Consider the following 26,295-nt stretch of genomic DNA (forward strand, 5'->3'; position numbering starts at 1 on the left):
AAAGGATTTTAAAATGACCATTCAAAAAGTCAAACAACTTATCAACGGTGAATTTGTCGATTCAGCCACTAACCAATGGATTGACCTCAACAACCCAGCCACCCAAGAAGTCATCGCCCAAGTGCCACAAACCACACAGGACGAGATTAACCAAGCTGTTGCCAGTGCGGTCGAAGCCTTCAAAACTTGGCGTAAAACCCCAATCAACACACGCTCACGCATTTTCCTAAAATACCAACAACTTATCCGTGACAACATGGACGAGCTTGCCAGTATGCTGACCGAAGAGCAAGGCAAAACCCTTGCCGATGCCAAAGGCGATGTGTTCCGTGGTCTTGAAGTGGTCGAACACGCTTCAGGTATTGGTAACCTACAACAAGGTGCGTTTATCGAAAATGTCGCCACAGGCGTGGATATGTACAACATCCAACAACCGCTTGGCGTGTGTGCAGGGATTACCCCATTTAACTTCCCAGCCATGATTCCGCTATGGATGTTCCCAATGGCGATTGCCACGGGTAACACCTTTATCTTGAAGCCATCAGAACAGAACCCAATGGTAACCATGCGTTTGGTTGAGCTTGCCCTTGAAGCAGGGATTCCAAAAGGCGTGTTAAACGTGGTGCATGGCGGTAAAGACACCGTTGATGCGATTTGTACCCACCCAGATATCAAAGCGATTTCGTTTGTTGGCTCGACTGCCGTTGGTACGCACGTTTATAACACCGCAAGCCAAGCAGGTAAACGTGTCCAGTGTATGATGGGGGCGAAAAACCATGCGGTCATCCTACCTGATGCCAATAAAGAACAATGCCTTAACCAATTAGCAGGGGCAGCGTTTGGAGCGGCAGGTCAGCGTTGTATGGCGTTGTCAGTGGTGATTCTAGTCGGTGAAGCCAAAAACTGGGTCGGTGATATCGTTGAACGTGCCAAAAAATTGGTGGTATCAGCAGGTAAAGATGACAAAGACCTTGGACCTGTGATTTCACCACAAGCCAAACAACGTGTCGAACGTCTGATTCAAGCAGGTGTTGATGAGGGTGCAGAGCTATTGCTAGATGGTCGTGGTATCAAAGTCGAAGGCTATGAAAATGGTAACTTCGTAGGGCCAACTATCTTGGATAAAGTCACCACAGATATGACTTGCTATCAACAAGAAATCTTTGGACCAGTCCTTGATATCATGTACGCTGACAGCCTTGATGAAGCGATTGCGATTATCAATGCCAACCCAAACGGCAACGGTACAGCGATTTTCACCCAGTCAGGGGCGGCTGCTCATAAATTCCAACAAGATATTGATGTGGGTCAAGTGGGTATCAACTTGCCGATTCCTGTGCCACTACCAATGTTCTCATTCACAGGCTCTCGTGCCAGTAAGCTGGGCGATTTAGGTCCTTATGGTAAACAAGCGGTGCAGTTCTACACCCAAACCAAAACCGTTACTGCTCGTTGGTTTGATGATGAGGCCAGTAAAGGCGTGAATACCACGATTTCATTAAAATAATGCTGTCGTGATGACTATGGTAAAAACTTGCCACTTGCTGAACACCGATGACGGTGAGCAAGTGGCACTTTGGCATATTGCTAAGCAACCATTTAACCAATCTCAACCTAATACTAAAGTCATTGAAAATGCCATTTTTTTGACACATGGGGCATTTTCGGATAAACGAATTATGTTAGGGATTGCTGAATTTTTAGCAACATTAAATTATCAGTGTTTTATTTTGGAGTGGCGTGGGCATGGTGACAGCCCTAAGCCCGCAAAAGAATTTGATTTTAACACCGTTGCCAAATACGACATTAAAGCCAGTTTTGATTATTTAATCAATGACTTACAGGTGAAGTCGTTACATTGTATTACCCATAGTGGTGGTGGTATTGCTTTAACATTGTGCTTGATACATTACCCTCACTATCAAGCCATAATTAAAAGTGCCAGTATCGTGGCTTGTCAAGCGTTTGGAGCGGTGCAAACCCGTGTCGACTTTGTCCGATTGTGGTTGGCAAAACAACTGACCAAACATTTGGGCTTTATCCCTGCCAAGTGGTTTAAACTTGGGGTGATAAACGAAACTTATGCCACCATGCAACCGTGGTTTGATTGGAATTTAACTAAGCAATTTGTGAATTTGGATAACTCCATTGATTATCGAACCCAAATGCCAAAGGTTAAAGTTCCGATTATCGCCATTGCAGGGCTAGGGGATAAGTGGATTGCACCGATTGCAGGGTGTAAAGCGTTTTTAGATGCCTTTGAGCATGAGGCAAATGAATTTATGGCGTTTGGTATTCGCCATCAGCATTTAGAAGATTATACGCATGGTCGGATTATGCTGAGTAAAAATGCCAGTGGTGAGGTGTGGCAAGCTATATTAAATTGGATTACATTGCATACTTGAGGGATGTAAGGTTTTTGAGATTATATTGAGAGCGATTTATCACCTCCCCTGTTAAGCAAGGGGGAGCTAGAGGGGGTTAATCTAACTATGGTTTCAAGTTGGCATCTTACTTAAATGACAATTGAAATTTGAACAGAAAAAATGTCAAAACCACAATTTACCGATGAGTTAGCCAACATTAACCAAAAAATTTTGGCTGACGGCGAAACCCTACCCCAAGTCACAATGAAAGACGGCACAAAGGTACAAACAGGCACAGTAGCGACCATGCTCCATAACATTGAACGCTATAACGCAGGTGAGCGTGGTGATGTTGAGCAAGAGCTAATTCAAGCCATTCCAACCTTAATTAAAATTGGTATGTTTGAATTGTTTAGTGTTGATGAATGGGCATCAAACGAAAATTTAGGGCGTAACTTTTTGGCTAAACAAGCTAGACAATTAATCGGTGAATATCAAAAGATATTAAATGACTAAAGTACAAAGATATCAAAGATTAAAATTTCCCAAACTTGGCGAAGTTTTTGTTGGCTATGATTTAAGAGTAACTGATGAAAAGAGTGGGTATTTTGGTTGTTATGGCATTATTGATAGAATTTCATCATATACTACAGAGAGCCACTCTGAATACAAATTGAGATTAGAGTTTGAAAATAAAGGCGTATATGAATACTTAGATTTCTATGAAGAGCAATTAAGTCACTAAATTTATTGAAAGAAAATTCGCACGTTGCAAGTAAATACTTTTTTAATAGTAATTTTTTAAGGAAATCAAAATGAACTTTTCCCTAACCGAAGACCAACAAGCCTTTGCCGATTTAGCCGAGCAATTTGCCGCCAAATCACTTGCCCCTTTTTCAGCCGAATGGGACGCAACAGGCTACTTCCCAAAAGAAGTATTTAAACAAGCAGGCGAATTAGGGTTTATGGGACTTTATACCAACCCAGACTTTGGCGGTCTTGGCTTGCCTCGTCTTGATTCTTCAATTATTTTTGAAAAATTGGCGTATGGTGACACCTCAACCGCTGCCTTTATGACCATTCATAACATGGTATCGTGGATGATTGGTGAATTTGCTAAACCAGAAATTGCTGAAAAATACCTACCAGAAATGCTAACAGGTGAAAAATTAGGAAGCTACTGCTTGACCGAACCTAATGCAGGCTCGGACGCTGCTTCATTGACCACCAAAGCCGTCAAAAATGGCGACCACTATCTGCTTACAGGGCAAAAAATGTTTATCTCTGGGGCAGGGGCGACCGATGTGCTTGTGGTGATGGCTCGCACCAGTGACAATGGGGCAAAAGGCATTTCGGCATTCGTGGTGGATGCCAATGCAGAAGGCGTTAGCTATGGTAAAAACGAACACAAAATGGGCTGGAAAAGCCAACCAACCGCCGCCGTGCATTTTAACCAAGTCAAAGTCCCTGCCGAAAACCTACTTGGTGAAGAAGGTCAAGGCTTTACCTTTGCCATGAAAGGCTTGGACGGTGGACGTATCAATATCGCCACTTGTGCGGTGGGTACGGCTCAAGCTGCTCTTGACCGTGCGGTGCAGTATGTGCAAGAACGTAGCCAGTTTGGTAAAACGCTTGACCAGTTCCAATCAGTACAATTCAAACTTGCTGATATGTTGACCCAGCTTGTTTCAGCTCGTCAAATGGTGCGTTTGGCAGCCTATAATTTGGACAATAAAACCCCTGAAGCGACTGCTTATTGTGCGATGGCAAAACGCCTTGCGACTGATTTAAGCTTTGAAGTAGCGAACCAAGCGTTACAGCTACATGGTGGCTATGGTTATTTGCAAGAATATCCGCTAGAGCGTCATGTGCGTGATTTGCGTGTTCATCAAATCCTTGAGGGGACGAATGAAGTCATGCGAATGATTGTCGCTCGTAAAATGATGGATGACGGGGCGTTAGCAAGATTGCAATAAGCTGAAAATGGGATAAAGGGTACGATTGATGGTTTAATTATCAATGAATATGGGTGTAAAATGTAAGAAAAAGTGCTACAATAACTTACATTTAACCCGTTTCCCCATAATTTGATAAGTGAGAAAAAGATGTCAGCCACCAATTTTAATATGCGACTGGATGATGACTTACGCAATCGAGCCTTTCCTGTGCTAGAGCGTTATGGCTTGTCGCCTGCTCAAGCCTTTAAGCTATTTTTAAATCAAATTGCCGAAACCAATGTCGTGCCAATATCATTTGATTGGCATAAACGTGTTGAATCATCAAGCACGGCAACGCTGACTGCCAAGGCAAAAGCGAAATTGGAACAATCTGCCAAAGAAGTCGAAAGCGGTGATTATACGCTTTACAAAACGCCAGAACAGGCAATGCAAGCCATGTTGGAGTTAGCTGATGGCAGATAGGCAGGTTTTGCTCACCAATCAATTTAAGCGAGATATCAAAAAACGCTATCTTGATTTGGTAACGCCTGAATGGGGTGAGGTATTTCAATGTTTGACCCAACGCAAGCCATTGCCCGAAAAATACTGCGACCATCCTTTACATGGCGATAAAAAAGGCTTTCGAGATTGTCATGTGAAGCCTGATTTGGTGCTGATTTATAAGATTAATGAGCAAGATATTGTAGAGTTTCACCAGTTAAATACCCATTCGGAAATTTTTGGCTGATTTTTGGCACAAATATCTAGGATAACAGCCATGACCCTATATGAAGTTAACACAATCAGAACCAATAATTTCACTGATATCGAAGTGATGAAAAAATTTGGCGAATTGTGGCAACAAACTATTTTGCAAGGTCATGGGCTGTCGGTTTTATATGGGGTGTACCATGAGTATGCGTCAAATTATCAAGGCGATTATACTTGTAGCACCGCCAGTGAAACCCCTAGTGATGGCAAAATGATTGAGTTGCCTGATACGCCTTATCAAGTGTTTAAAACCAATCGCCTAGAATTGCCTCAAACTTGGATAAAGATTTGGCAGTTGGAAGAAAAGGGTGAAATCAATCGAGCGTATCAAGTGGATTATGAAAAATATTTGCTTGATGGGACGGTTGAAATTCATATCGGTATCAAAGATTAACAAATAAAAGGAATTTATCATGTCAAATTACACCAACCTAAACCTAAAAATCGACCGTCATATTGCCATTTTGACGCTCAACAACCCACCTGCTCATACATGGACAAAAGACAGTTTAGCCAGTCTAAAACAGCTTATCAGCGACCTAAACACCAATAAACAAGTTCAAGCCCTTGTCGTGCATGGCGATGGCGAAAAATTCTTCTCAGCAGGGGCGGATTTGAACAGCTTTGCCAGTGGCGATAAAGGTCAAGCCTTTGACATGGCGGTGGCGTTTGGTGAGGCGTTCCAAGCCCTGTCAAACTTCCGTGGCGTGTCGATTGCCTGTATCAATGGCTATGCGATGGGTGGCGGTTTGGAATGTGCATTGGCGTGTGATATCCGCATTGCCGAAAGCCACGCCCAAATGGCATTGCCAGAGCTATCTGTGGGCTTGTTGCCTTGTGCAGGCGGTACGCAAAACCTACCTTGGCTTGTGGGCGAGGGCTGGGCGAAGCGTATGATTCTGTGCGGTGAGCGTGTCAAAGCGGATAAAGCGTTAGAAATCGGCTTGGTTGAAGAAGTGGTGGAAACTGGCAAAGGGTTAGAAACGGCATTAGCATTGGCAGAAAAAGTCGCCAAGCAGTCACCTGATGCGATTGCGTCAAGTAAGACCTTGATTCAGTCGGCTCGTGTCCAGCCACCAAGTTTTAATTGGATTACAGAACGTGAGTTGTTCTTGAAGTTGTTTGATGGGGCAAATCAAAGCGAAGGTGTTAATGCGTTTTTAGAAAAACGCCCTGCGGTTTGGAAATGATTTTGAAATTGACGGTAGGGGCGTATTGAATACGCCCACTATTTGAATAGATAGTTTAAGGAAAATCAATGCAAGGCTTTTATCTACCAAATAGCGACCATTACTATTTTAACCACACAACTTGGGAAATTGAAAGGCAAGATTTAGCCAAAGATAACGCATTTTTATTGACTGTAGAACAAGCCAATGATTTAAATTTTGATAAATTTTTTTTCCAAAAATGAAGGTGATTGTAAACCACATTTGAATAAAAATTATCATTATCTAACCATGCCTTATGAGTTAGGTGATATCATTTTTGATGAAATTACTCCCACAGAGGTTTTGGTTGAAGTTTTAAACAAGTATATTCAAGGCGATAAAATTTTAGCTTCTACTGATAACGATAAATGTTGTGTCGTGAGATGTGAAAAGCTGACAACAAATGTTATAGATTGTTTTTACAACCCACACATGAACACACCTTTTCTTATTTTTAGTCAAGATGAACCTGTTTTTGCCTTAATTGATTTTGATTTGCCATTACAAATTATTGGTTTTGCTAAAGATTTAACAGTAGAAATTGATAACTATGAGTTAATAAAACAAGGCTTTGAATCAGTTTTTAAACGTTATGCAGGCTATACCAATATGGGAAACTTGTTTAAAGAATATTATGCGTTTTTATTGCCAAAATTTATTTTAGAAAAATTGTAAGATAAAGGAATGAAAAATGGAAAACATGGAAAGCCCCGTATTATTTGACACAATCCAAACCACAAGCGGTCATCAAATCGGCACAATGACATTGAATGACCCTAAAGCCCTAAACGCCCTCAGCGTGGATATGTGCAAACTCATGGCAACTCAGCTGACCGAATGGGCGAGTGACGAATCAATCGTAACCGTCATCCTCAAAGGCAGTGGCGACAAGGCATTCTGTGCAGGTGGCAATATCCGCAAACTCTACGACAGCATGACGGATAACCCGACCCAAATCCCACTTCAACAGCCAAATGCCTATGCCGTTGAGTTTTTTGAAAACGAATATAGCCTATATCGCCAAATGCACTTTTACCAAAAACCCATTATCCTATGGGGCAACGGTATCGTCATGGGCGGTGGTATGGGCTTGATGGCGATGTGTAGCCACCGTGTCGTCACCGAAACCACACGTTTTGCCATGCCAGAGATTACCATTGGGCTGTATCCTGATGCCACAGGTTCATGGTTCTTGGCTCGTATGCCTGCCAAAGTCGGCTTGTTCTTAGGTCTAACAGGGGCGAATTGCAATGCCAAAGATGCGATTTTTACCAGTTTGGCGGAATATGCGGTGGCAAGTGATGAATATGAAAAAGTCATCAATGCGTTGGTAAATGCCAACTGGCAAGCCAACTGCTCTTCTCTAAAAAGCACCGATTCGCATAGCCAAGACAATGTCAATTTACAAGATATCGCCAGTCAAGCGTTAGCAAGCGTTCACCATGTCGAACACCTTGCCGATAGCAATTTGATGACCCATTTTGACCGTATTCAAGCGGTGGTCAATCAAGGCTCGGTGCATGATATGGACAAAGCCTTGCGTAATGATAACTTTAGCAAAGTCAATGGCGATACTGATAAATGGCTATCTCGTGCGGTCGATACCTATACGCACGGTTGCCCTGTGTCGGCAGGTTTGACGTTTGAGATTTTTGAGCGAGCAAGCAAGCTATCATTGGAGCAAGTGCTGTATATGGAGATGAATGCGTCATTGCATTGTGCCAATTATCCTGATTTTCGTGAGGGCGTGCGAGCCTTGTTGATTGATAAGGATAAATCACCGAAGTGGAGCAAAACCCTTGATGAATGCGATACCAGTTATATTATTTCGCATTTGCAGACGGCTTTCCCAAATGGTGAACATCCATTTGAAGATTGGCTAAGTGATAAATCTTTGTCAAGTCAATTAGCCAAAGGATAAGCCCTAAGCATAAGCGTAAGTCATAAGCATTGTAGTGGGTTAGCCGTCTGTTTGGCGTAACCCACGCATATCGTGTGTTAAAAATTAGCTACCAAAAAAGCTTGAGTAAAACCCAAACATAACAAGGAGTGTTATATGAAAACCATTCAAAAAATCGCCTTTATCGGACTTGGCAACATGGGCAAGCCGATGGCAGAAAACCTAATCAAAAAAGGCTTTGCCCTTAATGTCTTTGACCTAAACCAAGCCGTGCTTGATGACGTTGCCAAACAAGGGGCGACTGTTGCCTCATCACCTGTTGAAGCCAGTAAAAATGTCGATATGGTTATCACCATGCTACCTGCGGGGCAACACGTTAAGTCTGTTTATATCGGTGAAAATGGTAACGGCTTGATTGATGCGGTAGCGAGTGACACAATATTGGTGGACTGTAGTACGATTGCTTCTAGCGATGCCAAAGCGGTTGCCGAAGTCGCCAAAGCCAAAAGCATTACCTTCATGGATGCCCCTGTGTCAGGCGGTACAGGCGGAGCGACCGCAGGTACATTGACTTTTATTGTCGGTGGTGAGCAAGCCGATTTTGAAACCATAAAGCCAGTATTACAAGCCATGGGTAAAAATATCTTCCATGCAGGTGATGTCGGAGCAGGGCAAGTTGCCAAAATCTGTAATAATATGCTACTGGGTATCTTGATGAGTGGCACAGCCGAAGCGATTAATTTAGGTGTGAAAAATGGACTGGATGCCAAAGTGTTATCCGACATCATGCTCCAAAGCTCTGGACGTAACTGGACACTCGAAGTGTATAATCCGTATCCGAACGTGCTTGAAACTGTACCGTCAAGCAAAGGTTATACAGGCGGATTTATGAGTAAGCTGATGCTTAAAGACATGAACCTCGCCAAACAAACTGCCGAAGATACAGGCGTTGCTACCCCAATGGCAGACCAAGCCAATGCTCTTTATACAAAGCATAGTGAAGTGCATGGGGATAAGGACTTTTCGAGTATCTTAGGTCAGTATGATGAAAATGTGTTAGGTTAATATACAGGACTTACGCATTTTTACAGCATGTAGGTTGGGTAGGGCGTAATGATTACGCCCTTTCATCAATTAGCCTACCATCGCTAATATCTGTTTTTTCGTCCGCTCAAAAATCCCTTTATCCCCCAACGCATTGGCAACCAAACTCGCCCCCTCACACAGGTTTAAAATCATCAAGGCGGTATCGCTGATATTGAGTGGCTGAATTTCTTTATTTTCAACCGCTTGGTTTAGAACCTTTTCTAACCAATCGAGTTGTAAGGTAAAGTTATCTTGGGTTTTGGCGATTAAGACTTCAGGCAGTTTATGCTTATCCGCTACCAAAGCTGCACACATCGGCAAGCGTTCGCAAGTATCAGTGAACAAATCGACATAAGCGGTCAAACGCCCTTGCACATCGCTATGATTGCTTTCAATTTTGGCAAAGGTTTGTCTGACATCATCATGGCTAGCTGATACCACCGCCAAGCCCAAATCCGCTTTGGTGGGGAAATAATGGTGGATACTGGCTTTTTTGATACCAATTTCGTCCGCTAAGTCGGCATAGCTAAACCCAGCATAGCCCTTTTCTCGCATCAGTTCACTGGCAAGTTTAAGTAATTTATCTCGTGTGCTTTCTTTGGAAATTGCATTGCGATTTTCACTGTTATTTTCACTGCTACTTTCAACATTACTTTCTTTGCTCATGTCTTTACTCTTTCCTGTATTTTTAATCGCCATGTCAGGTGTACATTGCGATAGCTTGATGGTCTTTGTCCACTTAGACAAAAGGGATGTCGTAAAATTGTGAAATCTTGTAATATTTTGACCTTAAAAATAAAATCCACATTAAAACATGCTAAGCTTGAGAAAAATAAAAATCATTATAAATACAATTACCTAGCAGTATTTTTAATTAAAAATAACCCATTTCTACTCAAGCTTATATGAATTTTCTAAACCATTGTATCACAAAAACCAATCTACCTACTACTTGACAGGTAAATTTCCTGCTTTATAATTTAACCTATCAATTGGTAGGTATGCAAAAATTATTGAGAAACCACTGATAAATTATTGCTACTTTACCTTTATTATGATGTTTTTTAATTTTGGAGTACCCTACCATGAACAAACAAGACGAGCCTTTTATGATGTGGTTAAATTCGTGCGTTAATGTTGAAAATTTAAAATAATTAACATAGATAATACTAGGAAAATTCTCATGGCTAAACTACGTTTTTTAAACACCCCTTATACCCTCAAAAATCTTGAACTGCGTAACCGTGTGGTGATGCCACCAATGTGCCAATATTCTGCCACAGACGGTATGCCAAACGACTGGCACAAGGTGCATTATACTTCTCGTGCCATTGGTGGCGTGGGCTTGATTATCGTTGAGATGACTAATGTTGCCCCGAATGGTCGTATTTCACCAAACTGCCTTGGTCTTTGGAACGATGAGCAACGTGATGTGTTCAAAGAAATTGTGGATAGCGTACACCAATACGGTGCAAAAATCGGTATTCAAATCGCCCATGCAGGTCGTAAAGCCCAAGATTGCCAAAGTGTTGCACCGTCTGCGATTCATTATGGCAAGCAAGATTTTGAAGGGCAAAACTTAACCATGCCTTTAGAATTAAGTGAAAGCGATATTAGCGATTTAATCGAAAAATTTCGTGAATCGGTCAAACGTGCAGTGGATGCGGGCTTTGATACGATTGAATTGCACGCGGCACATGGTTATCTGATTCATCAATTTGCATCGCCAAAATCTAATCAACGTAGCGATAAATATGGTCAAGACCGTCTATTGTTCGGTGAACAAGTTATCAAGGCATCTAAGTCAGTGATGCCTACTGATATGCCGTTAATCGTGCGTTTTTCTGCGCAAGAATATGGCGACAATGGCTATGATTTGGACTATGGCGTAGAGATTGGCAAACGCTTTGCTCAAGCAGGGGCGGATATGCTCCATGTCAGTGGTGGTGGTGATGGCGTGTTAAACAAAGCCAATCACCCACCGATTTCGGCAGGCTATCAAGTGCCTTTTGCTCGCCGTATCAAGGCGGAAACAGGCTTGCCTGTGATTGCGGTCGGTATGCTAGAAGAGCCAGAAGTGGCGGATTTTGTACTGGGTAGCGGTGATGCGGATTTGGTGGCGGTTGGTCGTGGTTTGCTCCGTGACCCAAACTGGGTGCTAAATACTCAATATAACCGCAATGCTAGTGATAGCAGTGGTGTACAGTTTGTACCTGCACAGTATTCACGAGCGTATTGATTTAACTTTTTTAATGATTTTTTAACTTAACAAAAAGGTATCTACCATGAAAATTTTTTATCACACATCAGCAACAGCCACAGGCGGTCGTGACGGTCATACCCAAGTCGATGATGGTTCTATCGGCTTTGACTTAGTCGGCTTTCAAAATACCGAAGGTAAAACTGGTACAAATCCAGAGCAACTATTTGCCATGGGCTATGCGGCTTGTTTTGACAGTGCCATGAATCACGTTGCCCCAAGCCTAGGCATTAAACCAACCAAATCAAGCACTTCGGTGGCTGTGGGTATCGGTCAAAAGGCAGATGGTGCATTCGGTCTTGACCTTGATATTACCATCACGGTTGAAGGTATCAGCGAAGAAGACGCTCGCACATTGATTAATAAAGCCCACGAAGTTTGCCCATATTCAAATGCTACTCGTGGCAACATTGATGTGCGTTTACACGTGAAAGTCGTGCAACAATTTGATTTGTAATATCAATTGTTTAGTAAAAAACACCGTCCAAGCTTAGCTTTGGGCGGTTTAGGCGTTTGTTAATCAACATAAATGAGTAAAAATATTGAAAATTTTAATTATCGGTGCAACAGGTATGCTTGGGCAAAGTGCCTTGCGTGAAGCCATCTTGGCGAATGATGTGCAAGAAATTTGTGTGCTAGGCAGAACCCCTGTTACCCAACAGCCCGCATAATACATTCATCCTTTATTGTTACTTCAATTGATGAATACGCAAAATTTGGATTAAAATGTGGTCTGAAAGCAAAATAAATGACATACTTTTAGACCACATCATCATGATGTGTGATGCCAATAAAGCAATTTTGAGAACTTGATGATGAATAACCAATCCGAAGATAATTCGCAAACCGTACAGCATAAATCAGGCAGCATGTTTAGCTTATATCATAACCAGGCACATCCCGATGCCATTGATAATGATATTCGTAGCGATGCACAAGTTTCGGGAACAAACTTATGGGTACTCATGTTTGCGATTTTGATTGCGTGTATTGGTCTAAATATGAACAGTACAGCAGTCGTGATTGGTGCAATGCTTATTTCACCTTTAATGGGACCGATTGTTGGTATAGGCTATGGGGTGGCTGTCAGTGATATTGGATTGATTCGTCTGTCCATTCGCAATATTTTTATCTTTATTGTCATCGCTTTGGTTACAGCAACATTATATTTTTTGATTAGCCCATTACAACAAGCCCAAAGTGAATTATTGGCACGCACACAGCCCAATTTGTGGGATGTGCTGATTGCATTTTTTGGTGGTAGTGCAGGGATTATTGCCCTGACTCGTAAAGAGATGAGCAATGTTATTCCAGGTGTCGCTATTGCAACTGCCTTGATGCCACCACTTTGCACGGCAGGCTATGGCTTAGCAACGAGCAATTGGGATTATTTTTTTGGGGCGTTTTATTTATTTACCATCAATTGTGTATTTATCGCATTTTCTACACTACTATTTTGTAAATTATTGCGTTTGCCAAGGCGTGGCTTACTTACCGAATCAACACGCCGTTTTTATAATATCGTGATTTTTTTGGTGGTATCTGGAATTATGATTCCTAGTATTTATTTGGCGATGAATTTGATTAAAAAAGAAGTGTTTAACACCAAAGCCATGAATAGCATTCAAGCAGTACAGCGTGATGAGAAATTCTTTATTTTAAATAGTGATATTGATGAAAAAAAGCAATCCGTTCGTTTGATTATTAATGGCTCAGGTAATACCGAGAAAATTAGCGAAAAACTCACTCAGCAGCTACAACAGATAGGGCTTGATCAAGCCCATGTTCAAGTATTATACGCTGGTGGCAGTTTGGAGAATTTAAATGATTTTAAAAATGAACTATTAAACAACCAAGAAAACTCAACACAATTAAAAGCTCAACTGGCTGAGCAACAGCAACATATTCAAGCATTGATGTCGCAAAAAAATGAGCAGGACATCTCAGATAAGCGTTTGCTACAAGAATTGCAAGCACAATATCCAGATGTTCAACAGATGACGATAGGGCAAGGTACGCATTGGCAAGGTACACCATCTGCCAAAAATAATGAATCGACTTATATCGTGATTCTACAAACATCCAAAGCCATATCAGATGATGAACAGCAACGCTTAAAGGCATGGCTCAAAGCACGACTGCAACAAGAGTCAATACAGCTAGTGATACAGCCAGCCATAAAGCCAAACACCAACCCAAAAACACCTGATGAGACGAATTAAACTATGCAACTCTCTATCCTAAACCTTGTCCCTGTGCGTCAAGGTCAAAATTACAACCAAGCCATGCAGTCCATGATAACGCTTGCTCAATTTGCCGAAAAGATTGGCATAGAACGCTACTGGATTGCCGAACACCATAACATGAAAAATTTGGCAAGCTCGGCAACAGCACTTTTGATTCAACATACTTTGGCAAATACCCAAACGCTCAAAGTCGGCTCGGGCGGTGTCATGCTACCCAATCACGCCCCCTATGTAGTGGCGGAACAATACGGCACATTAGAAACCCTCTACCCCAACCGTGTGGAAATGGGATTGGGTCGAGCCCCTGGCACGGATATGCGTACCGCTCAAGCGTTACGCCGTGGTCGCCAAACCTTTGACTTTGCCACTGAAATTGCGGAGTTACGTGGTTATTTTGATGATTGCAACCCTGTGTCGGCTTATCCATCGGCAGGCTTAAATGTCCCGTTTTATATCTTAGGCTCAAGCACTGAAAGTGCTTATCTGGCTGCGGAACTCGGCTTACCGTATGCCTTTGCTTCGCACTTTGCCCCACGTATGCTCGAGATGGCGGTGCAGATTTATCGCAATAATTTTAAACCGTCCAAACACCTTGCCGAACCTTATGTGATTGTCGGTGTCAATGCGATTGTTGCCGATACGGATGATGAAGCCAAAATGCTTGCCACCACCCAAACGCAATTTTTCTTAAATGTCGTCACCAACGCCCAACAAGCCATGCAACCACCGATGGCAAACGCAGAAGACGTGTGGAAAAATCACACCCACGCCACCCAAAAACCACATTTTGGGCCTGTAGATTTGGACACCCTACCCATCTATAGCCAAGAGCGTGCCGTGGTCGAGCAGATGACCGCCTGTTCGTTGATTGGTAGCCCACAAAGCGTGGCGTATCAATTACAAAGCTTGCGTGATAAAGTACAGTTTGATGAAATCATGGCGGTCAGCTATATTTTCGATGAAGAAAAACAGCTAAAATCTTATCAATTGTTAAAAGACATTGTGGATAAACAATAAGCCAATGATGCCTCTCAATTACTATACTTTTATAACTACGCCCTTATAACTATACTCGTATAATTAGGAATCCCCCATGACTCAAACAAACAACACCATCAAATCTCGTGCTGCGGTGGCTTTTGCCCCAAATGAACCGTTAAAAGTTGTCGAAATTGACGTAGAACGTCCCAAAAAAGGCGAAGTATTGGTAAAAATCAGCCACACAGGTGTCTGCCACACAGATGCATTTACCCTATCGGGTGCTGACCCTGAAGGCTTATTCCCTGTCGTCTTGGGGCATGAGGGTGCAGGTATCGTGGTTGAAGTCGGCGAAGGCGTGACCAGCGTGGCAGTCGGTGACCATGTGATTCCCCTTTATACCGCTGAATGTGGCGAATGTGAATTTTGCCAATCCAACAAAAGTAACCTTTGCGTATCGGTGCGTGCAACGCAAGGCAAAGGCGTGATGCCTGATGGTACGAGCCGTTTTAGCTATCAAGGCAAACTACTTTATCACTACATGGGCTGTTCAACCTTTAGCGAATATACCGTGGTGGCAGATGTATCACTTGCCAAAATCAACCCAGACGCCAATCCTGAACACGTTTGCTTACTTGGTTGTGGCGTAACCACAGGTATCGGTGCGGTGCATAATACCGCTAAAGTACAAGAAGGCGACTCGGTAGCAGTATTTGGTCTAGGCGGTATTGGTCTTGCGGTATTGCAAGGGGCAAAGCAAGCCAAAGCAGGGCGTATCTTTGCCATTGATACCAATCCAGAGAAATTTAAATTAGCCAAAGAATTTGGTGCAACCGATTGTCTGAACCCAAACGATTATGACAAGCCAATCCAAGAAGTGTTGGTCGAGATGACCAAATGGGGCGTTGACCATACCTTTGAATGTATTGGTAATGTCAATGTCATGCGTGCTGCTTTAGAATCGGCTCACCGTGGTTGGGGTCAATCCATCATCATCGGTGTCGCAGGTGCAGGGCAAGAAATCTCTACTCGTCCATTCCAATTGGTGACGGGTCGTACTTGGAAAGGCACGGCTTTTGGTGGGGTAAAAGGTCGCTCTCAATTACCAAAAATGGTCGAAGATGCCATGAAAGGTGACATCAAGCTAGAGCCGTTTGTCACGCATACCATGGGGCTGGATAAAATCAATGAAGCCTTTGATTTGATGCATGAAGGCAAGTCGATTCGTTCGGTGATTCATTATTGATGCCGTTTCCAAAAAACTTAATGGGAATAACTTCTATGCAACAACTCGAAAACTATAAAATCTTCGGCGGACAGCAACAAGTCTGGCAACATCATTCAGATACCTTAAATTGCGAGATGAATTTTGCCATTTACCTACCCGAGTCAGCCGAAAAACAAGCCTTGCCTGTGTTGTATTGGCTATCGGGTTTGACCTGTACCGAACAGAACTTTATCACCAAATCGGGCTTTCAGCGTTATGCCAACGAGCATCATGTGATTGTGGTCGCTCCTGACACCTCCCCTCGTGGCGACGATGTGGCAGATGATGAAGCCTATGACTTGGGTAAAGGGGCAGGATTTTATGTCAATGCCACACAAGAGCCTTGGTCAAAACACTATAAAATGTATGATTATATCGTGCATGAATTGCCAAAATTAATTGCCGAGCATTTTAACGTGACGGATAAAAAATCCATCTTCGGACATTCGATGGGCGGTCATGGGGCGTTAATTATCGCCTTGCGTGAAACGGGCAGTTATCAAAGCGTATCGGCATTTGCCCCAATTGTCGCCCCAACGCAAGTGCCGTGGGGGCAAAAAGCATTTACCGCTTATCTAGGCAATGATGAAAAGGCTTGGCAAAATTATGATGCGACATGGTTGATTCGCAATACCGCCAGTAGCAGTTTGAACCTGCCGATTTTGATTGACCAAGGCGATGTCGATAAATTCTTGGTGGAACAATTACGCCCTGAATTGTTTACAGGGGCTTGCACTGACAAAGGCGTGGCTTGTGAATATCATTCACGTGCAGGCTACGACCATAGCTATTATTTTATCGCAAGCTTTATTGGTGAGCATATTGCATTTCATGCGAGGGCATTGAATGGGTAGGGTGTCAATCCATACCCATCATAGCTAGATGGAAGTTATTTTCCACGGTAGGTAATACGACCTTTATCCAAGTCATATGGGGTCATTTCGACCTTGACTTTGTCACCTGTCAAAATGCGGATATAGTTTTTACGCATTTTGCCAGAAATGTGAGCAATAATTTCGTGACCGTTTTCTAAGCGGACTTTAAACAGCGTGTTTGGCAAGGTGTCAATCACTTCGCCTTCAAATTCAATTACATCGTCTTTCTTTGCCATAATAGCCTTATCAAAAATAGTGAAAATTTAACGCCAAATTATACGCCAAAGCCTTGACAATGGCAAATACAATGCGAAATTTACTACAAATCAGTACAAAAATTTCGCTTATTCCGCCAAATTCAGCCAAACAGGGGATAACCGCACGTTTGGCAAAAGTTGCTGAAACTCATCAGGGTAAATGGCATTGATAAAATATAGCCCATCGGCATCGGCAGTTTTGGCGGCGAGCTTACGGTCTTTTGCCAATAACAACTCACCAAGCCAATCCACGTTTTGCTCACCACGCCCAATCGCAAACAAACTACCCATGATATTGCGTACCATGTGGTGTAAGAATCCATCCGCTTGAATATCCATCACCAATAAATCCCCATGTTGGCTCAGGTTGGCAAAATGCACGTTGCGGACAGGTTGTTTGGACTGGCACGCCACCGCTCGAAAACTGGTAAAGTCATGCGTTCCCACGATATAGCGTAGGGCTTGTTGCATTTTGTCAAAGTCGAGTGGGGCGTATTCGTGGGTGACTTGACCGTTCAAAATCGCAGGGCGGTATGGCTGATTTAGCGTGACATAGCGGTAACGTCTGGCGATGGCTTTAAAGCGTGCATGGAAGTCAGACGGCGTAGGAACAATCCAACGCACGGCAATATCTGGTGGTAGCAGGCTGTTACTGGCTCGTAGCCAATTATATGGCTCACGGTGGGCGGTGGTGGTAAAGTGGGCTATCATGTTGGAGGCATGAACCCCTGCATCGGTGCGACCTGCGGCGATGATTTCGATGGGTTCGTTGGCAATGGTGGAGAACACGCTTTCTAGGCGTTGTTGAATACTATCGACTTCTTGTTGGCGTTGCCAGCCTCGATAATTCGTGCCGATAAATTCAATGCCGATGGCATAAGTTTGAGAGGACATAGAAAGTTATTTACCAAAAAATTGTTTATTAATAACAAGATGATGATTTGAAGGCATGTTTAAATTTAAGTAATTATTACCAAATTCAAAACTCGACCATACCAACGCCACATAATAATCAATAAATTGTAGTCCCAAATTATATTGGCTATTGGTAGGCATAATTAGACAACTTTTATTGATAATGTTTTGCGTTAAGCATTTTTCCAATAATATTTGATTAAAATACTGTGTAAAATTCCAACGGCTATTATGTTTTTCACTGCGAGCATCGGGGATGAAGTCCACATATTCTAATTCACAAACTTCGCTCAATAATAGCAAATTTGTCGCATAATTATATAATACATTGGGGTCTTGTTGAATTCTACTTTTGATATGGGTTTTATCATTTGCCTTACTATCATCCATCAATAAAAACCACCGATAAAAAAACCCTACCAAAATGATAGGGTTAAAACGTAGTACCTAGATTTCGTGCATTTAGACCGCACTTACGATGATAACGGTAGGTGTCGGAGTGAGCTAGGCATATTTAAACTACAACCGTTACTACCACTTCAGTATAGCATACCTGCCACAAAAAGAAAAATTTCATTCTTCATGCAACACTATTCGCATCTTTTATACAATGCGTCCAGCGTTGCCGTCTGCGAGTTGGCGTATCAAAATTCGCCGTTAGCCACAACAAGCGAGCAAAAATCGCAGGCACAGTCAGCCGACCTGTCGTAAGTACGCCACATTCCTCAAGCCATGCCCCAGCCTCATAGCTACCACTGACCCCACCAAACGGACATTGCGTGCTAATTACCACCAAACAACCGTCCTTTTTCGCTTGCTTTAACAAGGCTTTGACCGAGTCATTAACAGGCACATTCCCTGCACCAAACCCCAATAAAATCAAGCCATTCGGTTGATTGGCTAAGGCTTGCTGTAACTGACTTGTTAACTGCTCCGCTGACATGGGAGTTAGATACAAGGGTATAATATTGGCATGGCTAAGACTGGCGACCACATTGGGTAATTGTGCCAATTTATCCTCAAGCCATAAAGCCTGTTGGCTTGCAGTCACTTTATTGCTGTAGCTAGTCGCAGGGTAGCCCGCACGATGATGACCGACAAACGCCATCAAGTCATGGCTATGAATTTTCTGCACCGTTTGGGCGTGCCAATGCTCGCCTGAAAACGCCACTCGCACGCCTGCCTCGCCATGTCGAGCCAGTTTGCACGCATCAAACAGGTTTTGCGTGGCATCGCTATGTGGGTCGATTTGATAAGCGGTTAAAATTTGGCTATCCAATAGCGGTTGCATTGCCCCAGTCACGATAATACAAGTATTTGAATTGGCAAAACTTTCTGCCAAAAATGCCCCAAGATAACTTAACGTATCCGTGCCTGTGAGTAGCACAAATTGGCGTATCCCTTGCGATATGGCTTGCAAAATAAGTTGGTAAAAATGGGCAAAATCACTGGGGGTGAGTTGGCTACTGTCTTTAACAATATCATTGGGTAAAATTTGCCAATTCACAGGCTGTTCGGCATGATTGAGGTAGGTGGCAAAATGCTCGCTCAAGATGTTGGTTAAAATCGGCAAAAATTCGTCATTTGGCAAAGCTTGCAGTGGCTGACCATAACTGCCAAACGTGCCACCTGCGTAAATAATGCCGATTGTATTTATATTTTTTTTACTCATACGGATTTGCCACGCCCAATACTTTTAAAACCGCAATTTCAATACTTTCCATTTCATCTTGCTCGGCTTGCCCCAATTCATGGTCAAACCCTAACAAATGCAACAACCCATGCACCAATAAATGCGTTAAATGGTCGGTAAGCGTTTTGCCTTGCTCTTCCGCTTGTTTAACCACAACTTCATGGCAAATCACCAATTCACCCAACGGCAAATTTGGCAATAACGCTAGCACGGCTTCTGGCAACTCACTGGGATAAGATAAAATATTGGTGGCGTAATCCTTGCCCCTTGCATCAAGGTTAATCTCACGAGCCTCGATGGGTTCGGTAATGTAAAGCTCAATTTCGCTAGGTTTGCTAAATAAGCTTTCTGCTAAATGTTCTGGCAAATCAAATTGTGGATTTTCAGCTAGGTAACTTAAAACTTGGGAAAAAATCGCCATGAGTTTGTCGTTATCATAATAGGCTTCAATCGTAGGAAAGTCAGATTGATTGAGCAAATCTTCGCTAAAGCTGATAATAATAGAGGGGATTGGGGCTGACAATGTAAATACCTGTTGTTGGGATTCTAAAAATGATAAAACTTAGGCAAAGATATCATTTGTAGGTTGGGTCGAAGTATGAGACCCAACGTATTTTGTTGATAATGTTGGGTTTCGCACGCTCAACCCAACCTACATTTTATCAAAATGCCTAAATTGAAATAATTTAACGTAAAATCAAGCCGTTATGTAGGGGCGTATTGCATACGCCCAAGTTGATAGAGGGTTTCGTTATTCACCTTTAGTCGCCAATGTCCCTGCAATTTTACTTAACAAGGCATTTTGTTCGGCTTGATGCAGGGCATGTTGTTGAGCGAGTTTTTCCGCTTCTTCGGCAAGGCGAGCTTGTTTTTTCGCCAATTTTTCTGCCTCTTGTTCTTCATCAAACACATCATAGGCTTGGACGATTTTTTGTACCAACTGATGACGTACCACATCTTTACTGTCAAAATGGGTGATATGAATTTCTTCAATCGGGCTTAAAATCTGCAACGCTTGACGTAAGCCAGACTGCGTGCCACGAGGCAAATCGACCTGCGACATATCGCCTGTAATCACCGCACGAGAGCCAAAGCCGAGGCGTGTCAAAAACATCTTCATCTGCTCAGGCGTGGTATTTTGGGCTTCGTCAAGGATAACAAACGAATTGTTCAACGTCCGCCCACGCATATAGGCGAGGGGAGCGACTTCGATGACTTGTTTCTCGATAAGTTTAGCGACCTTTTCAAAGCCTAGCATTTCATACAAGGCATCATACAGTGGACGTAGATAAGGGTCAATTTTTTGGGTCAAATCCCCTGGTAAAAAGCCCAGTTTTTCACCTGCTTCCACCGCAGGACGCACCAGCAAAATCCGTTCAATCTCATTACGCTCAAGCATATCCACCGCACACGCCACCGCAAGGTACGTCTTACCTGTCCCTGCAGGCCCTACGCCAAACGATACGTCCGAAATCAAGATTTTTTTGACATATTGCTGTTGGTTGTAGCCACGAGGGATAACCTTGCCTTTGCGAGTGCGTAGCGTGATAGGGGTATAACCGCCTTGTGATTCGTCAAATTCGTTGTTGGTTTGGCTGTCAGTTTGGCTGTTATTTTGACTATTTGATTGGGTCAAATCTTGCTCACGGCTAAAACTAGTCTGTACCAAAATATGCAAATCCTCTGGGGTAATGGTGTCGTTGCTTTCGACTTCATCGGCAAGTTGGGTCAAAATCCGCTCGCCACGTTCGACAGGCTCTAGGTCGCCTGAAATCACAAATGATGTCTTACGTTGATGAATATGCACACCAAGACGGTGTTCTAAGTATTTGATATGGTTGTTATATTCACCCAAAAGGGTTTTGAGTTGTTGGGTGTTAAGTTGGGATAAATCGACAGTTCGGCTAATGGTATCAGTCAAGACAGTTTCCTTTTTTATCAAAGTTTATCAATGGTTTGCTCATTGTCACTGGGTGTCATTAGGTGTTGAAAATTTGGATGTCGGTGTAAAATTCGGTACGATAGTGAATCGGTGCTATATTTATAAGGTTATCATGTTTATTATGGTAAATATGTGACAAAATTCAAGGTAAAGCGGATAAAATATTATACCATTTGCTAAAAATTGTTGATTTAGTCAGTATTTTTGGGGAAAATCTTAAAAAATTGCAAAAAAAATTGCAAATGACCCTTGACGAGGTGGGTCGAAATACGCATAATATGCGTCCACAAGGCGGACACAATATCCGCAACGTTTAGGCGATGTAGCTCAGCTGGTTAGAGCGCACGACTCATAATCGTGAGGTCAAGAGTTCAAGTCTCTTCATCGCCACCATATTTAAAAGCCAATAATTTATTTTATTGGCTTTTTTTATATTAACTAATATATTTATTAAGCTTTTAATGAATATATTTCATATTACCATGAGCAAATACCAGTATTATGTCCAAGATAATGCTAGGCAATGTGTATAAAATTTTTTAAAATGTTGGTTTTTTGTATGTTGTATTTTCACCAATGTTCGTAGGATTTTTATGCAAATCACCAAGTCTTCTTCATCTTTTACCAAAAACCTATTTAAATTAAATGCCTTAACGCTAGGTTTAGTGAGTGTGGTTGGCACAGCTTCCGCCAATACCAATCCACCTACCAATACCAATGTATCCGCCCAAGATTTTAACACGCCTGTTACTAACTTACCTGACTTGACCGTTACCGCAACCCGTACCCCAACCCTCGTCAAAAACATCATTGCTCAGACTACGGTGATTGATGAAACGGATTTGCAACGTTATCACGGTCAAAGCGTGCTGGATGTATTGCGTCAGCAAAGTGGTGTATATATTACCCAAAATGGTGGTGATGGTTCATCAAATGGTATCAAAATCCGTGGTTATGGTAGTAATGCGGTGTTGGTGCTAATTGATGGTGTGCGATATAGTTCAGCGACCACAGGCATTGCACCATTATCATTGATTCCTGCTGACCAAATTGACCGTATTGAAGTATTGTATGGGGCATCAGGCTCAAGTTTATACGGAGCAGATGCGATGGGTGGTGTGGTTCAGATTTTTACCAAAGGGCAAAATGCTGACCAATCAAACGTTGCAGTGACCGTAGGGGCAGGCACGCAAGACAGTTATAAAGGGCAGGTCACAGGGCAACTCGTCACACCAAAATCTACGCTGAGTCTATCGGGTGGCTACGAAAAAACGGAAGGGATTAATGCCACGAATAGCCATAATACCTACAGCTATTATCCAGATAAAGATGGTTTTGAATCAAAAAATGCCAGTTTGGTGGCTAAATATCAGCTAAATCAAGGCACTGAAGTGGGTTTGACGGGAATTTATAATCAATCAACCTCAGATATGGACAGTGGTGAAAATGTCATCAATGCTTATGCCAATCAAAAAAATGGGGCGGTTACAGGCTTTTTGAATTATCAAAAACAGGCATTATCAGCCCAATTCAAATACGGTCAAAGCTTTGACAAATCAACCACTTATGATGGTGCAGATTGGGAAACAGGACGCTTGGATGATGTCTTTGACACCACACAAGATCAAGCCAGCTTGCAGTTAGGCTACCGCTTGCCTGTGGGGCAGTTGATGGCAGGCTATGAGCAACTAAAACAACAAGTTGAAACCAGTAATTATGATAAAAAAGACCGTACCATAAAAAGCGTCTTTACAGGCTATCAACTGACACAAGACAAGTATGATGCCCAAATCAATGTCAGAAATGATGATAACTCTCAATTTGGCAATGAAACCACCTATAATGTTGGCGGTGCATACCGTATTCTACCGCATACTCGTGTTGGAGCATCCTATGCGACAGGGTTTAGAGCCCCAACTTTCAATGATTTGTATTGGAAAGGCTCAGAAAACCCAAATCTAAAAGCTGAAACTAGCCAAAACACCGAAGTATTTGTCGAAAATCGCACGAATTTACAAAAAACACGTTTGACAGGTTATACGTCAGACGTTAAAGACAAGCTGACTTGGGTCACCACCAATCCTCAGACTTATCAAGGTCAAATGCAAAATGTTGAAAAAGTCAAAATTAAAGGGGTCAACCTAAGCAGTGATTGGACGGTGGCTAATAAATTGTTTGGTTTAAGCTATGATTATAGCGATGTCACCAATCAAACGACCAACAAAGCATTGGTTTATCAGCCTAAACATCAAGGGCTAGTGTATGTCGGATATCGTCAGCCACAATTTGATATTCGTGGTGAAGTGCAACACATAGGCGAGCGTTATCGAGATGCGAGCAATACCAATCAACTTGATGGCTATACTTTATTGAATATATCAAGTAATTATTATATTAACCAAAATTTAACAATCAATGCTCGTTTAAATAATTTGACAGGCGAAAACTACGAAACCGTATATGGTTATAACCAAAAAGGTGTAAATGCCTTTGTATCAGCGACTTATAAATGGTTTTAATCGGTAGATTGGATAGATAAGGGGCGTAACTATTACGCCCCTTTTTTAAGCCTTACAACTGAAACGCTATGAAAATACGTTAGTTTTGTTTTTGATTTTTACAAACAGGGCGTATGCAATACGCCCATACAGGCTGGGTCTTATTTATCAATGAGCGTTTAATTGGTAGGCGTTTGTGGTTTGATTTTGACTTCAATTACTGAACGCAAATATGCCAAATAATCCTCAAATTGTGATTGACCCATCGCATCACGGATGACTTTCGCCGTGCTTTGTTTTTCCTCAGCACTGATGGGATTGGTGGCAGTGATTGCACCGCCGACCAGTACGCTTGCCCCTTGAGTGGTGGTCGCTGTCGTGACAGCAAGTTTACCATTGTTAGCAGGTAGGCTAAAGGCACTACCACGTTCTTCGGTGAGTAGGGCAGGGTGTTGGCGATTGACCATACCTAGGCTTTGTAGGGGTACGCCCACATTATCCACGCTATTGGCTTGCTGAATTTTGCTGGCGAGGGCTTGGGCTTGAGCCAATGCCAAAGCTTGGGCTTTTTGTTGGGTCAATTTGGCTTTGATTACAGGTACAGCTTCAGCTTGAGTTAGGTTTTTGACCGCACGATGGTTGGTGGATTGTAGCCACACCACTTTATTTGCCAACTCGATTCCCACCGACATACTGCCTTCTTGTACCCCCAATGGGTCGAACGCTTTGGTAATAATCGCAGGTTGATTGAGAACGGTGGTATTATCGACTTTTGGATAATTTTTTAGTGATTGAGCGGTTAGTTTATAACGGTTTGCCAATTCACCCAAATTTGCCCCAGCCACCGCATCATTGTTGATTTTGGTGATGGTGTCTTGGTATAGGGCTTCACGTTTTTGGGTGGTCAGTTGCTCAATTAAAGTTGGTTTGACACTGTCTAGGCTAGGCGGTGTTTGACCATTGATTTTGACCAATTTAAACAAATGATAGCCAAAATTGGTTTTGATAGGGGCAGTGACCTGTCCGACTTTAAGGGCTTTGACCGCCGTTAAAATCTGCTGATAATGTTCTGGGAACATACCTTCACTGATAGGTCCAATATTACCGCCCTCATTTTTGCTGACTTCATCTTGTGAGTATTGTTTGGCAAGGGTGCCAAAATCTGCTTGATTATTATCCAACTGTTGTTTTAGCCCTGTTAAGGTCGCTTGGGCTTTGGGGTCGCTCATCAAAATCATGGCAACTTCGTATTCGGTTTGTGAGCCTTGATTTTTAAGATACATTTGGTATTGTTGGGCGATTTCCTGCTCGGTTGGGGCGGTCACGGGCAGTTGATTTTTATCTAACTGCATATAGTTGACATCAACCATTTCAGCACTTTTTAGGTCAGCTTGATTTTTTTGGTAATATTGATTGATTTCACTATCACTGACTTGCACTTGAGGGGCGAATTGTTGCCAATCAAAACGGTACAGCCAAACTGGACGAGATTCATTTTGGGCATTGATAAGTTTTTCGATACCTGCTTCAGAAAACAGCCCTGTATTGATGATGCTACGGCTAAACGCTTGCACCGCCAAATCTTGACGTAATGAGTCAAACAATTGGTCTTTGGTCATACCTCTGCCTTTGAGAAAATTGGCAAAGGCATCATTAGAAAATTTGCCATCTGCTCCCAAAAATGCTTGTTCGCTCATCAGCATTTGGGTGATGGTGGCATCCGACACGGTGAAGCCAAGCTGTTTGCCCTGATACATCAACAAATAACGGTCAATCATATTTTGCAAAGACTGCTTACGTAAGGCTTCGTCATCAATCAAACTGGCATCGCCTTTGACTTGTTCGAGTAGGGCAGTACGGCGTTCATTAATGGTGTTTTGTAAAATTGAACCGTCAATGTTTAAGTCACCGACTTTGGCGACTGCATTGGGGTCATCACCACTACGCACAATCGACTCAAACCCAGTAATGGCTAAGGGTAATAAAAATAAAATCAGTAGCCCTTTACCTGCCCAACCTTTTAAAAATTCTCGTAATGCGTCCATCGTGGCTCACTTGCAAAGTATCAAATCAACAATCAAATAACCTGATAT

General features: G+C 42.6%; 28 protein-coding genes and 1 tRNA gene. 21 read left to right on the forward strand and 8 right to left on the reverse strand.

Annotated features, from left to right (window positions below; translation table 11 throughout):
- The first annotated feature begins 13 nt into the window (after positions 1-13).
- The 12 genes from ACK1U4_RS00485 to mmsB all read left to right on the forward strand — a co-directional run bounded on the left by ACK1U4_RS00485 (position 14) and on the right by mmsB (position 9,250).
- Complete coding sequence (locus ACK1U4_RS00485; protein ID WP_419399727.1) at positions 14-1,507, forward strand: CoA-acylating methylmalonate-semialdehyde dehydrogenase; 1,494 nt, start codon at positions 14-16, stop codon at positions 1,505-1,507.
- A 10-nt stretch (positions 1,508-1,517) separates the two neighbouring features.
- Entirely contained in the window at positions 1,518-2,405 is an 888-nt protein-coding gene (locus ACK1U4_RS00490) for an alpha/beta fold hydrolase (protein ID WP_419399728.1), read from the forward strand.
- Positions 2,406-2,546: 141 nt separating this feature from the next.
- Positions 2,547-2,882, forward strand: a complete 336-nt coding sequence (locus ACK1U4_RS00495) for a DUF7709 family protein (protein ID WP_419399729.1) — start codon at positions 2,547-2,549, stop codon at positions 2,880-2,882.
- Entirely contained in the window at positions 2,875-3,111 is a 237-nt protein-coding gene (locus ACK1U4_RS00500; protein ID WP_419399730.1) for a hypothetical protein, read from the forward strand. Before ACK1U4_RS00495 ends, ACK1U4_RS00500 begins: the two co-directional genes overlap by 8 nt.
- A 70-nt stretch (positions 3,112-3,181) precedes the next feature.
- Positions 3,182-4,342 (forward strand): acyl-CoA dehydrogenase family protein, encoded by a 1,161-nt coding sequence (locus ACK1U4_RS00505; protein ID WP_419399731.1) that lies wholly within the window; start codon positions 3,182-3,184, stop codon positions 4,340-4,342.
- 129 nt (positions 4,343-4,471) lie between these two features.
- Entirely contained in the window at positions 4,472-4,786 is a 315-nt protein-coding gene (locus ACK1U4_RS00510; protein ID WP_419399732.1) for a type II toxin-antitoxin system RelB/DinJ family antitoxin, read from the forward strand.
- Positions 4,776-5,051, forward strand: a complete 276-nt coding sequence (locus ACK1U4_RS00515) for a type II toxin-antitoxin system YafQ family toxin (RefSeq protein ID WP_419399733.1) — start codon at positions 4,776-4,778, stop codon at positions 5,049-5,051. Before ACK1U4_RS00510 ends, ACK1U4_RS00515 begins: the two co-directional genes overlap by 11 nt.
- 30 nt (positions 5,052-5,081) lie before the next feature.
- The gene (locus ACK1U4_RS00520; RefSeq protein WP_419399734.1) at positions 5,082-5,468 is read left to right on the forward strand and encodes an effector binding domain-containing protein; all 387 of its coding nucleotides are present in this window, start codon (positions 5,082-5,084) and stop codon (positions 5,466-5,468) included.
- Positions 5,469-5,487: 19 nt separating this feature from the next.
- On the forward strand, positions 5,488-6,264 hold the full coding sequence (locus tag ACK1U4_RS00525) for an enoyl-CoA hydratase (RefSeq protein ID WP_419399735.1): 777 nt from the start codon (positions 5,488-5,490) through the stop codon (positions 6,262-6,264).
- Positions 6,265-6,462: 198 nt separating this feature from the next.
- Positions 6,463-6,960, forward strand: coding sequence for a hypothetical protein (locus ACK1U4_RS00530; RefSeq protein ID WP_419399736.1), 498 nt, complete (start codon positions 6,463-6,465; stop codon positions 6,958-6,960).
- Positions 6,961-6,976: 16 nt separating this feature from the next.
- Positions 6,977-8,206: an enoyl-CoA hydratase/isomerase family protein gene (locus ACK1U4_RS00535; RefSeq protein WP_419399737.1), complete on the forward strand. Its 1,230-nt coding sequence runs from the start codon at positions 6,977-6,979 to the stop codon at positions 8,204-8,206.
- 135 nt (positions 8,207-8,341) lie between these two features.
- Complete coding sequence (gene mmsB / locus ACK1U4_RS00540; RefSeq protein ID WP_419399738.1) at positions 8,342-9,250, forward strand: 3-hydroxyisobutyrate dehydrogenase; 909 nt, start codon at positions 8,342-8,344, stop codon at positions 9,248-9,250.
- Between the two features lie 69 nt (positions 9,251-9,319).
- On the opposite strand, the gene ACK1U4_RS00545 is transcribed toward mmsB, so the two are convergent.
- A complete protein-coding gene (locus tag ACK1U4_RS00545) occupies positions 9,320-10,018 on the reverse strand; it encodes a TetR/AcrR family transcriptional regulator (protein ID WP_419421656.1) in 699 nt (232 codons plus the stop codon).
- A 436-nt stretch (positions 10,019-10,454) separates the two neighbouring features.
- Here ACK1U4_RS00545 and ACK1U4_RS00550 point away from each other — a divergent pair, with 436 nt between their 5' ends.
- The 7 genes from ACK1U4_RS00550 (at position 10,455) to fghA (ending at position 16,876) form a co-directional block, all read left to right on the forward strand.
- Positions 10,455-11,510: an NADH:flavin oxidoreductase/NADH oxidase gene (locus tag ACK1U4_RS00550; protein ID WP_419399740.1), complete on the forward strand. Its 1,056-nt coding sequence runs from the start codon at positions 10,455-10,457 to the stop codon at positions 11,508-11,510.
- 46 nt (positions 11,511-11,556) lie between these two features.
- Positions 11,557-11,988, forward strand: coding sequence for an organic hydroperoxide resistance protein (locus ACK1U4_RS00555; protein WP_419399741.1), 432 nt, complete (start codon positions 11,557-11,559; stop codon positions 11,986-11,988).
- Positions 11,989-12,073: 85 nt separating this feature from the next.
- Complete coding sequence (locus tag ACK1U4_RS00560) at positions 12,074-12,202, forward strand: hypothetical protein (protein WP_419399742.1); 129 nt, start codon at positions 12,074-12,076, stop codon at positions 12,200-12,202.
- 144 nt (positions 12,203-12,346) lie between these two features.
- Positions 12,347-13,753 (forward strand): TIGR00341 family protein, encoded by a 1,407-nt coding sequence (locus ACK1U4_RS00565; protein ID WP_419399743.1) that lies wholly within the window; start codon positions 12,347-12,349, stop codon positions 13,751-13,753.
- Positions 13,754-13,756: 3 nt separating this feature from the next.
- The gene (locus tag ACK1U4_RS00570) at positions 13,757-14,794 is read left to right on the forward strand and encodes an LLM class flavin-dependent oxidoreductase (RefSeq protein ID WP_419399744.1); all 1,038 of its coding nucleotides are present in this window, start codon (positions 13,757-13,759) and stop codon (positions 14,792-14,794) included.
- 97 nt (positions 14,795-14,891) lie between these two features.
- Positions 14,892-16,001 (forward strand): S-(hydroxymethyl)glutathione dehydrogenase/class III alcohol dehydrogenase, encoded by a 1,110-nt coding sequence (locus ACK1U4_RS00575; protein ID WP_419399918.1) that lies wholly within the window; start codon positions 14,892-14,894, stop codon positions 15,999-16,001.
- Between the two features lie 35 nt (positions 16,002-16,036).
- Positions 16,037-16,876: an S-formylglutathione hydrolase gene (fghA, locus tag ACK1U4_RS00580; RefSeq protein WP_419399745.1), complete on the forward strand. Its 840-nt coding sequence runs from the start codon at positions 16,037-16,039 to the stop codon at positions 16,874-16,876.
- Positions 16,877-16,911: 35 nt separating this feature from the next.
- Here the strand turns inward: fghA and infA are convergent, their stop codons facing one another.
- The 6 genes from infA to ACK1U4_RS00610 form a co-directional block, all read right to left on the reverse strand.
- Positions 16,912-17,133 (reverse strand): translation initiation factor IF-1, encoded by a 222-nt coding sequence (gene infA, locus ACK1U4_RS00585; protein WP_419399746.1) that lies wholly within the window; start codon positions 17,131-17,133, stop codon positions 16,912-16,914.
- A gap of 108 nt (positions 17,134-17,241) precedes the next feature.
- Positions 17,242-18,048: a tRNA pseudouridine(38-40) synthase TruA gene (gene truA / locus ACK1U4_RS00590; protein ID WP_419399747.1), complete on the reverse strand. Its 807-nt coding sequence runs from the start codon at positions 18,046-18,048 to the stop codon at positions 17,242-17,244.
- Between the two features lie 6 nt (positions 18,049-18,054).
- On the reverse strand, positions 18,055-18,459 hold the full coding sequence (locus ACK1U4_RS00595) for a hypothetical protein (protein ID WP_419399748.1): 405 nt from the start codon (positions 18,457-18,459) through the stop codon (positions 18,055-18,057).
- Positions 18,460-18,649: 190 nt separating this feature from the next.
- Positions 18,650-19,741 carry an asparaginase gene (locus ACK1U4_RS00600; RefSeq protein ID WP_419399749.1) on the reverse strand — a complete coding sequence of 364 codons (1,092 nt, stop codon included), beginning with the start codon at positions 19,739-19,741 and terminating at the stop codon, positions 18,650-18,652.
- The gene (gene ybeY / locus ACK1U4_RS00605; RefSeq protein ID WP_419399750.1) at positions 19,734-20,285 is read right to left on the reverse strand and encodes an rRNA maturation RNase YbeY; all 552 of its coding nucleotides are present in this window, start codon (positions 20,283-20,285) and stop codon (positions 19,734-19,736) included. The genes ACK1U4_RS00600 and ybeY overlap by 8 nt, the downstream gene beginning before the upstream one ends.
- Positions 20,286-20,513: 228 nt before the next feature.
- The gene (locus ACK1U4_RS00610) at positions 20,514-21,683 is read right to left on the reverse strand and encodes a PhoH family protein (RefSeq protein ID WP_419399751.1); all 1,170 of its coding nucleotides are present in this window, start codon (positions 21,681-21,683) and stop codon (positions 20,514-20,516) included.
- Positions 21,684-22,020: 337 nt separating this feature from the next.
- Here ACK1U4_RS00610 and ACK1U4_RS00615 point away from each other — a divergent pair.
- Both ACK1U4_RS00615 and ACK1U4_RS00620 read left to right on the forward strand, forming a co-directional pair.
- Positions 22,021-22,097 (forward strand) — tRNA-Met (locus ACK1U4_RS00615).
- 200 nt (positions 22,098-22,297) lie between these two features.
- On the forward strand, positions 22,298-24,223 hold the full coding sequence (locus ACK1U4_RS00620) for a TonB-dependent receptor domain-containing protein (RefSeq protein ID WP_419399752.1): 1,926 nt from the start codon (positions 22,298-22,300) through the stop codon (positions 24,221-24,223).
- Positions 24,224-24,381: 158 nt separating this feature from the next.
- Here the strand turns inward: ACK1U4_RS00620 and ACK1U4_RS00625 are convergent, their stop codons facing one another.
- The gene (locus tag ACK1U4_RS00625) at positions 24,382-26,247 is read right to left on the reverse strand and encodes a SurA N-terminal domain-containing protein (RefSeq protein ID WP_419399753.1); all 1,866 of its coding nucleotides are present in this window, start codon (positions 26,245-26,247) and stop codon (positions 24,382-24,384) included.
- Positions 26,248-26,295 lie beyond the last annotated feature (48 nt).

The sequence above is a fragment of the Moraxella sp. TY6 genome, assembly GCF_048551375.1.
GTDB lineage: Bacteria > Pseudomonadota > Gammaproteobacteria > Pseudomonadales > Moraxellaceae > Faucicola.

Bases quoted from the DNA above. Each gene is read 5' to 3' on its own strand.
- ACK1U4_RS00485 (WP_419399727.1), top strand. From the start codon at position 14: ATGACCATTCAAAAAGTCAAACAACTTATCAACGGTGAATTTGTCGAT.
- ACK1U4_RS00490 (WP_419399728.1), top strand. From the start codon at position 1,518: ATGACTATGGTAAAAACTTGCCACTTGCTGAACACCGATGACGGTGAG.
- ACK1U4_RS00495 (WP_419399729.1), top strand. From the start codon at position 2,547: ATGTCAAAACCACAATTTACCGATGAGTTAGCCAACATTAACCAAAAA.
- ACK1U4_RS00500 (WP_419399730.1), top strand. From the start codon at position 2,875: ATGACTAAAGTACAAAGATATCAAAGATTAAAATTTCCCAAACTTGGC.
- ACK1U4_RS00505 (WP_419399731.1), top strand. From the start codon at position 3,182: ATGAACTTTTCCCTAACCGAAGACCAACAAGCCTTTGCCGATTTAGCC.
- ACK1U4_RS00510 (WP_419399732.1), top strand. From the start codon at position 4,472: ATGTCAGCCACCAATTTTAATATGCGACTGGATGATGACTTACGCAAT.
- ACK1U4_RS00515 (WP_419399733.1), top strand. From the start codon at position 4,776: ATGGCAGATAGGCAGGTTTTGCTCACCAATCAATTTAAGCGAGATATC.
- ACK1U4_RS00520 (WP_419399734.1), top strand. From the start codon at position 5,082: ATGACCCTATATGAAGTTAACACAATCAGAACCAATAATTTCACTGAT.
- ACK1U4_RS00525 (WP_419399735.1), top strand. From the start codon at position 5,488: ATGTCAAATTACACCAACCTAAACCTAAAAATCGACCGTCATATTGCC.
- ACK1U4_RS00535 (WP_419399737.1), top strand. From the start codon at position 6,977: ATGGAAAACATGGAAAGCCCCGTATTATTTGACACAATCCAAACCACA.
- mmsB (WP_419399738.1), top strand. From the start codon at position 8,342: ATGAAAACCATTCAAAAAATCGCCTTTATCGGACTTGGCAACATGGGC.
- ACK1U4_RS00550 (WP_419399740.1), top strand. From the start codon at position 10,455: ATGGCTAAACTACGTTTTTTAAACACCCCTTATACCCTCAAAAATCTT.
- ACK1U4_RS00555 (WP_419399741.1), top strand. From the start codon at position 11,557: ATGAAAATTTTTTATCACACATCAGCAACAGCCACAGGCGGTCGTGAC.
- ACK1U4_RS00565 (WP_419399743.1), top strand. From the start codon at position 12,347: ATGAATAACCAATCCGAAGATAATTCGCAAACCGTACAGCATAAATCA.
- ACK1U4_RS00570 (WP_419399744.1), top strand. From the start codon at position 13,757: ATGCAACTCTCTATCCTAAACCTTGTCCCTGTGCGTCAAGGTCAAAAT.
- fghA (WP_419399745.1), top strand. From the start codon at position 16,037: ATGCAACAACTCGAAAACTATAAAATCTTCGGCGGACAGCAACAAGTC.
- infA (WP_419399746.1), bottom strand. From the start codon at position 17,133: ATGGCAAAGAAAGACGATGTAATTGAATTTGAAGGCGAAGTGATTGAC.
- truA (WP_419399747.1), bottom strand. From the start codon at position 18,048: ATGTCCTCTCAAACTTATGCCATCGGCATTGAATTTATCGGCACGAAT.
- ACK1U4_RS00595 (WP_419399748.1), bottom strand. From the start codon at position 18,459: ATGGATGATAGTAAGGCAAATGATAAAACCCATATCAAAAGTAGAATT.
- ACK1U4_RS00600 (WP_419399749.1), bottom strand. From the start codon at position 19,741: ATGAGTAAAAAAAATATAAATACAATCGGCATTATTTACGCAGGTGGC.
- ACK1U4_RS00620 (WP_419399752.1), top strand. From the start codon at position 22,298: ATGCAAATCACCAAGTCTTCTTCATCTTTTACCAAAAACCTATTTAAA.
- ACK1U4_RS00625 (WP_419399753.1), bottom strand. From the start codon at position 26,247: ATGGACGCATTACGAGAATTTTTAAAAGGTTGGGCAGGTAAAGGGCTA.